The organism is Streptomyces sp. (assembly GCF_050698815.1).
GTDB lineage: Bacteria > Actinomycetota > Actinomycetes > Streptomycetales > Streptomycetaceae > Streptomyces.
On the sequence record NZ_JBOHCV010000602.1, the window covers coordinates 1 to 8749 of the forward strand.

Consider the following 8749-nt stretch of genomic DNA (forward strand, 5'->3'; position numbering starts at 1 on the left):
GCCGACAGCACCCCGGCCAGCGCGGCGCGGGCGGCGGCGGCCGTACCGGCCACGTCGGCCAGGTCCACCGCGTCCAGCGCGTTCTCGATCGCGCGCAGCAGTTCCCAGCGGCGGGCGTCCTCCACGGGCAGCTCCCGCATCAGCGACCCGGTGACCTCCAGGTCCTGCACCAGCTCCCACACCTCGGTCTCGAAAACCGCGAGATCCATCCGACGGAGGCGATAGAGCGGGGTGTCGCTGGAGGTGAGGACGTCGCCCTGGTACGTCGGCGTCTGGGGCGTGTTGACGATGGGGTTCGCCGCCGCCTCGACGAACAGCTCCACCTCTTCGCCGCCGTGCGCCGCGTCCGCGACCCGCACCCAGTCGTTGCGCGGGTTGAGCGCCTTCACGGCCTCGCCGTCCGCCCGGTAGACCAGTCCCTCGCACTGGAAGCCCGGCATGTTCCGGTCGAACCCCAGATCCAGCACCGCCTCCGCCGTCCGTCCCTGCCACTCCTGCGGCACGCTGCCGGTGACCCGGAACCAGGTGGTGCCCCACGCGGGTCCCCACCGCTGGCCCACCCGGGCTTGCCCGTACGTCGCTGCCAGTCCTTCCGCCACGGGTACCGGCTCGCCGGGCGCGTCCCACCGCTCGACGGTCAGCGGGACGGGGCTGCTGTAGACGGCGGGCCTGATGCGCTCCTTCAGGACGCGGTGCAGGCGGTCCTCAACGATGCGGCGGTCGTCGTGCATGGGGGCTGCTCCGATCTCGGGGGCCTCGTTTCACCTGATGAGGACCCTGCCATCATGCGCGCCGCGAAGATAGCGCCTACGTGCTCAGCCTGCCGTGGCGTACCGGACGAACCGGGCCCAGCCGGTACGGCTGACGCGGAGCGCGGGGCGGTCCGTGTCCTTGGAGTCGCGGATGTGGACGCTGGCTATGCGGGTGGCGACCTCGACGCACTCGGCGCCTTCGCTGTCGCTGTAGCTGCTCTTTCGCCAGGCGACTTCGACACACTCGCCTCCTGCGTTGTCGCTGTAGCTGCTCCTGACCCAATGCAGTCCAGTCCCGGACTGAGCGATCTCTTCGCGGTTCATGCGTCTCCCAGCAACTTCTCGATGAACTCCAGCGACTCACGTGGAGTGAGAGCCTGTGCGCGGATGGTCCCATACCGAGCCTCGATGGCACGTACGTCAGTTCGCTCCGTGAACCATGTACTGCGCTCTTGGGACTCGGTGTAAGCCACCTTGGGCTTGTCCTTGAGTTCCAGCAGGGTCAGCGAACCGACAAGCCCCGCGTGCTCCTCCACATCGATCGGCATCACCTGGAGCTCCACGTTGCGGTTCCGGCAACTTCTCAGCAAGTGCTCCTGCTGGCCTTGCAGTACGGCCCGTCCGCCCAACGGGCGGCGCAGCACGGCTTCCTCCACGACGAAGCTCATCACCGGGGCCGGGCGGCGTTCGAAGATGCTGTGCCTGACCATCCGTGCGGCGACATGCTGCTCGATGACCTCATCGTCAAATGCCGGACGGCGCATGCGATAGAGGGCCTGAGCGTAGTCCTCCGTTTGCAGGAGCCCCGGAACCACGTGGTTGCTGTAGCTGTGGATCTCGAGTGCTTCCGCCTCCAGCCGGACGAACTCGCGGAAGCGTGCCGGATACTGGGCCCGCTCGATGTCGTCCCGTACGGCGTCCAGCAACCCGCCCGCGTCCAACTCGCGCTCCGCGCCGTCGATGAAGGGCGGCTTGGGTGGTCGACGGCCGCATTCCACCGCCGAGACTAGATCCACCCCGTACCCGATCCGCTGGCCGAACTGGACCTGGGTCAGCCCCGCCCGGTCCCGCAGCACCTTGATCTGTTTCCCGATCGCCTTGAGCAGCGGATCGACAGGCTCCTCCCCGTCGCTCCGCTGCGATACGCCTTCGCTGTCAGCCATTTCGAGCCACCCCTTCGTGCCGGTGCCCAACGTGCCGTGCTCCGGGGCGGTCACTGCTGACGGCACGCACGCCGCGCGGACGCATCCGTACAGAAGCCGCGGTACGGACCGACCCCCTAGCTCGATTATGGTCGGGCGACCACTCTCGGTGATGTGAAAACCGAGATCGTCCCGACGGAAATCGCCCCGCCCGTACACGAGTTCGTGCAGCTCTACAGCTCGACTCCGCGGGGAGCGCGCCTCGCCCGCCTCATGGGGACCCAGCAACTGGCCGCCTGGGGCTGGCCGTACGACGAGGAGTTCTCGCGCGTCTGCGCCTTGCTGCTGGGGGAGTTGACCGCCAACGCCGCCACCCACGGCCGGGTGCAGGGCCGCAGCTTCCGGCTCCGCCTGCTGATCGGGCCCGGACTGCTGCTGCCCCGCACACTCCGCGTGGAGGTCGCCGACGCCTTGGGCGAGGTCCGTCCGGCTCCGCCCCAAGTCCTCTTCCCTGACGCCGAGTCCGGCCGCGGCCTGCTGCTGGTCGACGCCCTCTCCGCCCGCTGGGGCATCGCGCCCCGCCCACCCTCGGGAAAGACCGTCTGGGCGGAGCTTGAATTGAGCAATACGCCGGCGTGCTGACTTCTGAGCCGAGTGTCCAGGATGAAGACGTGGACGGCTGTGCCGACCGATCGGCCGTTACGCGACGAGCAGGAGCACGCTGATCGCCAGCATCACCGCGGCGGTGGTCCCGTGGATGCCGTAAACGGCGGCCTTGGGCCCGTTGCTGCGCAGCACGATCAGCGCGTCGCCGACGGGTATGCCGGTGGCGGCCAGCATGAACCAGCCCAACAGGTGGGGTGTCGCTCCAGCCAGCAGGATGAAGATGAAGAGCCCCGAGACGATGTCGCGCACGGCCTTGACGGACAGCCAGGCCTGGAAGTTCCGGTCCTCGGTCGGCGTGTCGGGGATGCCGAAGCCAACCGCGGCCTGCGGTGCCCAAAAGGCGCGCGCGCCCACGAAGATGATGCCTGCGCCGATCAGTCCGGCGAGCACGTTGGCGACGTTGGTGAGCATGGGTTGCTTCCCCTCTCAGCGGCAGCACCCGCAGGGATCCCTAGCGGCGCTAGTTGTTGTAGCGACGATAGACTTAGCCTCGACAATATGTCTAGCGTTGCTAGGGTGTCGTCATGTCCGCCATCAACGAGCGCCGTGAACGTGCACGCGCCCACCGTCATCAGCTGATCATCACAGCCGCGCGCGAACTCGCGGAGGCCGAAGGCTGGGAGGCGGTGACGACGCGACGGCTGGCTGAACGCGTCGAGTACAGCCAGCCGGTGCTGTACAGCCACTTCAACGGCAAGGACGCCATCGTGAGCGCCGTCGCCATCGACGGCTTCAGCGAACTCGCCGCGCACCTGCGCCGCGCGCGGCAGGCCGCCCCCGAGCCGGGGCAGACCCTGCGCGCCGTCTGCCGCGCCTATCTGGATTTCGCGACCGAGCGGCCTGCCCTGTACCAGGCCATGTTCGTCCTGCCCACCGACGTGAAGTTCGCGAGCGCCGAGACACCACCCCCGCTACGGGCCGCTTTCGACGAGTTCGTCAGCTGCTTCCGACCGGACAACGACCGACGCGAACTGTTCGCCGAAGTCACCTGGAGCGCATTGCACGGCATGGCTGTCCTGTCCGACAGCGGCCGCATCCCCGCGGACGGCCAGGAGGAACGGCTCGATTTCCTCGTCACCCAGATCGCCGGCACCCCAGCGGGCTGACCACGCAACAAAGGGCAAGTCAGGGGTGCATGCGGGCGCCTTTGACTACCTTGTCGACCGCGTTCCGTGGTCCGTACACGGCGAGACCCACCAGATCCAACTGATCCTTCGGCACAGCCCGTACCGCTGCGCGGTTGGCCCCGTCGTTGCCGGTGGCGAAGAGGTCGGAGGTGAACACAGCCCGAGGAAGCGAACGGGACAAGACGCGGCCGTGCGCGGCGGTCAGTGTGTCCTTCGTCCCCTCGAAGACCAGTACCGGCTGGCGGAACATGGGCAGGTACGGGGTGCCGTCGGCGTCGGCGTACGGTTCGCCGATCACCTCAGGGAGCTCCGAGCCGAGACCGCTGATCAGGAACGCGGTCACATTCAGCCGCTGCCAGGGCTCAAGATCCTCGCGCAGCAGAACGGCAATTTTGGTGTCGAATCGTACGGGGGTCTTCTCGATTGCCATGCTCTGAGACTGCCAGCCGCCCTGCCGCATTTTCTTGTACGTTCTTGGCATGGTGGCACAGCAGGAGGTTTCCGCGTGGCGGCCGCGGATCCCGGGTGTCGTCGAGGTCTTCCACGCCCATTTCACCGAGCACGAGTACCCGATGCACGTCCACGACGTGTGGACATTGCTGATCGTCGACGACGGTGCGGTCCGCTACGACTTGAACCGACGTGAGCATGGCACCCCGCATGACACGGTGTCTTTGCTCCCCCCGCAGGTACCGCACAACGGCTCACCGGCCACCTCGCAGGGCTTTCGCAAGCGGGTGCTGTACCTGGACCTGACCCAGCTGGACGAGAGCTTCATCGGCTCGGCGGTGGATGGCCCCGACATGGTCGACCCCCTGCTGCGTCAGCGAGTCGGACAGCTGCACTCGGCCTTGTCGTGCCCGGGCGACGAACTCGAAGCGGAGAGCCGTCTCGCCCTGATTGGGGAACGGTTGCGTGGCCACCTGCGGCCCAGGCTCGTCGCCCACCCAGCCGAGGCCGGCCGCGGCGTAGCCCACAGCTTGCGGGAGCTCCTCGACGAAAGGCTGCTCCATGGCGTGAGCCTGGAGGAGGCAGCGAAGCTGGTGCACGCTCATCCCACGCACCTGGTACGGGCGTTCAGCGCCGCCTTCGGTATCGCGCCGCACCAGTACCTTATGGCCCGCCGGATCGACCGCGCCCGACGGCTACTCCTTGACGGCCGGCCTCCTGCGGAGGTGGCAGCCGCGGTCGGCTTCTACGACCAGTCGCATCTGACCCGGCACTTCAAACGGCTCGTGGGCATCGCCCCCGGGCGCTACGCCTGCAGGGTCCCTGCCCCGGGGCGGCGGCAGGCGATCACATGAGTTGTCTGTGTCGAAGGTGTTGAAGAGGAAGGGAAGTTCGGCGCAATGGGGGCGCCCAGGGCATGCTCGTCCTCGGCTGGCTGGTAGTCGAACTGGTGGGGTACACCGTGCCTGAGCCGAGGCCGGTCTCCTCGCAATCTTCAACACCCATGCTGGGTCGTTTCGCTGGCATGCGAGCAACCCACCTCTCGTACGTCAAGGGCCGTACACATAAAGCGAATTGGCATTGCCGTCAGGCGCAGAACACGAGCCCGAGAGATGGGTTGTGGACGGTGATCGTGTGTTGCGCAGAAGTGCCAGGCCCTCATCTCGAGGAGTCGCCGGGCGGCGACCGGCCCCCAGTGGGCGAGATGACTGCGGTGTAGCCATCCGTCGACCCACCTGTGCTCCGGCTCCTCCGGCACCCTGGATCCACCGCGCAGTTTCTTGAGTTCGGCCTCGCACCGTGCGCATCCTCACCTGCACACTCCCCTTCGTCTGGGTCTCCTTCTTCCTCTTCGTCCAGTCGCCAGTGCTCATGGTGCAGATCGGCGGCATCGGGGGTGGCGTCTTCCTCCTCGCGGTCGTCGTCGCGGTCTGGTACATGCGCGGCACCGGCGTCGACAAGCGTTTCCGTGCCAGCCCCTGGCTCACCGTGGCACTTGCAGTGAGCAGCATGGCAATCGCGTTCCTGGGCGTGTACGGAGTCCTGGAGGTGTTCGGCATCAGCGGAAGCTGAACCGCACGGGGCGACGCGTCGCCGGCTGTCCGGCTCGCTCCGAGTGTGGGTGCGGCGCCGCCCCCTAGTCGGCGATCGGCAGCCCGCCCAAGTGCAATGCTCAGCGCCATTACCGTCGGCGCAGCGCCGTTACCGTCGCGTTCCGGGACTCGCCGTCGCCTTGTTGTTCCGGTGGTTCTCGGTCGTCTCGTCGTCCCATTGGCGAATCGTCGATTCCTCGGCCCAGTGGGGGCAGTGATACGGACGACGCCGAGCTCTGCTGTGGACGGCGAACACGTCAGTGACCAGTGCTTGTTGGGCTCGTGGGACCAGGCCCCCAGGCGGTTCATCGGGTGTGGGATGGGATGGTCTCGCGGTCTTCCTGGGCATGGGTGCAGCGGTCGGGGTGGGGCCAAGAGGCGAACGTGCCGTCAGACTCCAGCAGGAGCTCCCTTCCGTGCGCCATTACGGTGCGTGGACGCAGGCCGGTGAGGGTTGCGGTGGTGTACGCGGCGCTGAGGATGTTGAGGTCGTGGACAGGTCCGATTCTGAAGAGGGAGCGGGTTTCCGCGATCGCATCGTGGTCGCCCGCACGCATGACCAGGCGCAGTTCGGGGGCGACCGCCAGGGACGCGATGGACACGGCGATGTTGTCGCGGTCGTCCGAGGCGACTGCGGCCATGGCTTCCGCCTGGTGTAGGCCTAGCCGGCGCAGAACGAATCGGTCGGTCGCGTCGGCCACGACGACCGGTACGCCGAGTGCCTTGGCCAGGCGGAGGTGCGGAGCCGCGGGATTCCGCTCGACGGCGATTACCCCGACGCCAAGCCCCTGGAGCTCGGTGCACAGCCGCAGTCCCACCTGCCCGAGCCCGACCACGACCACATGACCGCCCCTTGGCAGTGCCCGGGGGCCCAGGATGCCCACCGAGCGCGGGGCCAGCAGGCGGTCGACCATGCCCGCGGTGAAGACCGCGGTGAAGACGACCGTCATGAGCATCGCGAAAGCGGAGAACATCAGATACGTGTCCGAGCCATGGGCGGCTGCGGGGCCGACGGCGGAGACCGTACGCGCTGCCTCGAACAGCGCCTCGACGGGCGCACGGTGGCGAAGCGCCACGGCCCAGGTCCAGTCCGCCAGCAGCACTGCGAGGATCCCGGCGAGGCCGGTCAGCAGGATTCGCGAACTGCCGTCGTGCGGTCGCAGCTGGCCTCGGATCTTGCCTGACCGTGCCCGGATTCGTAGCGATCGCGGTGTTCGGTGCGCTTCGAGCCGTACGGTGTCCCCCTCAGCGCGGGCGCCGAGATGGACCGGGGCCGGATGTGAACCCGGACCCGGACCGCCACTTGAGTGGGCCGGGATGAGCGCCAGCAGGTCGGGCTGCAGACACGCGGCGAGCAGGACCGGAGCGGCGACCTCGGCCGGGGAGGTGACCCGGCAGTTCGGGACCACGCGCCTGAGTTGTTCGGCCACGGTTTTGTCGAAGATGGTCACCACCAACGGGACGTTGGGGCGGATGTGCTCGGCCGCGAGGGCGTAGCGCAGGGACTCCACGTCGTCGTCGAGGAGGATCGCCACTCCCGCGACCTCGCCGTCCAGCGCCACGCGCAGATCCTCGTCCGTGGGGCGGCGGAGGTGGCCCACATGGTGTCCGGCCGACTGCAGCGAACCGCACACCCTGCGCGCCATGTCGGTGCCGATCACCACGAAGTACCGGCCGGACGCCCCGTGTCGAGCACCTCCGGCGTCTCGGTCGGAGGGACGGTCGTCGGCCCGCTCGCCGTGGCAGGGACGCCGGGGGTGTTCAGAGAGCGAATGCACAGTCATCGGACCGGTACGGGTCGCAGGTGAGGCAGCGGAGGTCACGGCAGCCGCCGCAGCGGACCAGCAACTGGCCGAAATGGCAGCGGAGATGGAGCGGACGTGGCGGAGCGAGCGGCTCAGGGGACGATGCGCCGCCGGAGCTCTCGGTGCTCATGGTGTCCCTCTCATGAAGGATCGTCGGCATGCCCCGGTGCGCGGCCGGCCCGGCACGGCCGAGCCACCACCGGGGTCTGGGAAGGGAAGGTTGATTCCGAGGCGTACCGGGCGGTCCGCCCGGTGCGGCGGAGGGGGTACGCGTGCGGCCGCCCACTCGGGTGACGGCGCCCGCTGGGCACGCCGACCCGCACCTGTGAGAGGGGCCCGCCGGGGGTTGCCCCGCGGGGAATGGCACGTGCCCAGACGCTAGGAGTGCTCTCCGCTCAGCACCATGAACAGCTGTCACACCCCCGCGGGCCCGTGTTCGTACAAATGCTCAATCGCTGGAATCAGGGCAGGCCGATTCAGGGCGGGCGTAGCGCGAAATGAGCCCGACTTCGGCGCGGTCGTGGCGGGCCGGCACCCCGCCCGAGCGTCCGGGAAACAGGGTCGTATTTCCCCCGGGCGCGTCGCCGCCGAGCCATGTCCGCGATTGCGTCCGACGAAAAGGCTTCGAATTTTCCAAGGAGCGGGGGTGTACAAACCTCGAACTCCCGCCTTAACGTCTGTGGCTCTGTGGGCTTCCCGGGCCACCGCACCACGGCACCCCGGACGCCCTTACCGCTGGAACAGCCCGATGTTCTATTGCCGCGTCCGCTCTGCGGGCCGCGCGCTTGTGTCCGGGCTGGGCGTCGGCACGCGCTGATCTCTCCCACCCGCTTCGGCTGGGCAGCCCTGTCTGCCCGGAAGCTCCCCAACTCCCTCCGAATGGAGCGGTTCTCATGAGTGCGCATCCGACGGCCGACACGGCCGGTAAGACTTCGCCGGGCGACCCCGGACAGTCCCCTCCCAGGGACCCCAACGACCCGCAGAGCTCCCAGAACGAACTCGAGGCGGGACTCAAGAACCGCCATCTGTCGATGATCGCGATCGGGGGTGTGATCGGCGCCGGTCTTTTCGTCGGCTCCTCCGCAGGTATCGCCGCCGCGGGACCCGCGATTCTGCTGTCGTACGCCCTTGTCGGCGCGATGGTCGTCTGCGTCATGCGGATGCTCGGAGAGATGGCCGCGGCGAATCCGACGTCCGGCTCCTTCTCCGCCTACG

Annotated in this window: 9 protein-coding genes and 2 pseudogenes; 5 read left to right on the plus strand and 6 right to left on the minus strand. The window is 68.2% G+C overall.

Annotated elements, in window-relative coordinates; all coding sequences use genetic code 11:
- From ACRDP3_RS21635 to ACRDP3_RS21645, 3 genes and pseudogenes are all read right to left on the minus strand, one after another.
- Positions 1-731: pseudogene (locus ACRDP3_RS21635) on the minus strand (alpha-mannosidase); the annotation flags it as partial.
- Between the two features lie 84 nt (positions 732-815).
- A complete protein-coding gene (locus tag ACRDP3_RS21640) occupies positions 816-1076 on the minus strand; it encodes a DUF397 domain-containing protein (protein WP_431518645.1) in 261 nt (86 codons plus the stop codon).
- The gene (locus ACRDP3_RS21645) at positions 1073-1915 is read right to left on the minus strand and encodes a helix-turn-helix domain-containing protein (RefSeq protein ID WP_431518646.1); all 843 of its coding nucleotides are present in this window, start codon (positions 1913-1915) and stop codon (positions 1073-1075) included. The genes ACRDP3_RS21640 and ACRDP3_RS21645 overlap by 4 nt, the downstream gene beginning before the upstream one ends.
- A 153-nt stretch (positions 1916-2068) precedes the next feature.
- On the opposite strand from ACRDP3_RS21645, the gene ACRDP3_RS21650 reads away from it, so the two are divergent.
- Positions 2069-2536: an ATP-binding protein gene (locus tag ACRDP3_RS21650; protein ID WP_431518647.1), complete on the plus strand. Its 468-nt coding sequence runs from the start codon at positions 2069-2071 to the stop codon at positions 2534-2536.
- 57 nt (positions 2537-2593) lie between these two features.
- On the opposite strand, the gene ACRDP3_RS21655 is transcribed toward ACRDP3_RS21650, so the two are convergent.
- Positions 2594-2971 (minus strand): DUF4267 domain-containing protein, encoded by a 378-nt coding sequence (locus ACRDP3_RS21655; RefSeq protein WP_431518648.1) that lies wholly within the window; start codon positions 2969-2971, stop codon positions 2594-2596.
- A 113-nt stretch (positions 2972-3084) separates the two neighbouring features.
- On the opposite strand from ACRDP3_RS21655, the gene ACRDP3_RS21660 reads away from it, so the two are divergent.
- A complete protein-coding gene (locus tag ACRDP3_RS21660) occupies positions 3085-3666 on the plus strand; it encodes a TetR/AcrR family transcriptional regulator (protein WP_431518649.1) in 582 nt (193 codons plus the stop codon).
- Between the two features lie 19 nt (positions 3667-3685).
- Here ACRDP3_RS21660 and ACRDP3_RS21665 read toward each other — a convergent pair whose 3' ends face one another.
- Positions 3686-4117, minus strand: coding sequence for a DUF2000 family protein (locus tag ACRDP3_RS21665; protein ID WP_431518650.1), 432 nt, complete (start codon positions 4115-4117; stop codon positions 3686-3688).
- Positions 4118-4166: 49 nt separating this feature from the next.
- On the opposite strand from ACRDP3_RS21665, the gene ACRDP3_RS21670 reads away from it, so the two are divergent.
- On the plus strand, positions 4167-4991 hold the full coding sequence (locus ACRDP3_RS21670) for an AraC family transcriptional regulator (protein ID WP_431518651.1): 825 nt from the start codon (positions 4167-4169) through the stop codon (positions 4989-4991).
- Between the two features lie 445 nt (positions 4992-5436).
- Positions 5437-5709: a hypothetical protein gene (locus ACRDP3_RS21675; RefSeq protein WP_431518652.1), complete on the plus strand. Its 273-nt coding sequence runs from the start codon at positions 5437-5439 to the stop codon at positions 5707-5709.
- Positions 5710-6034: 325 nt separating this feature from the next.
- On the opposite strand, the gene ACRDP3_RS21680 is transcribed toward ACRDP3_RS21675, so the two are convergent.
- The gene (locus ACRDP3_RS21680; RefSeq protein WP_431518653.1) at positions 6035-7393 is read right to left on the minus strand and encodes an NAD-binding protein; all 1359 of its coding nucleotides are present in this window, start codon (positions 7391-7393) and stop codon (positions 6035-6037) included.
- Between the two features lie 1034 nt (positions 7394-8427).
- Between ACRDP3_RS21680 and ACRDP3_RS21685 the strand changes: the two are divergent.
- Positions 8428-8749 (plus strand): annotated as a pseudogene (locus ACRDP3_RS21685) (amino acid transporter); the annotation flags it as partial.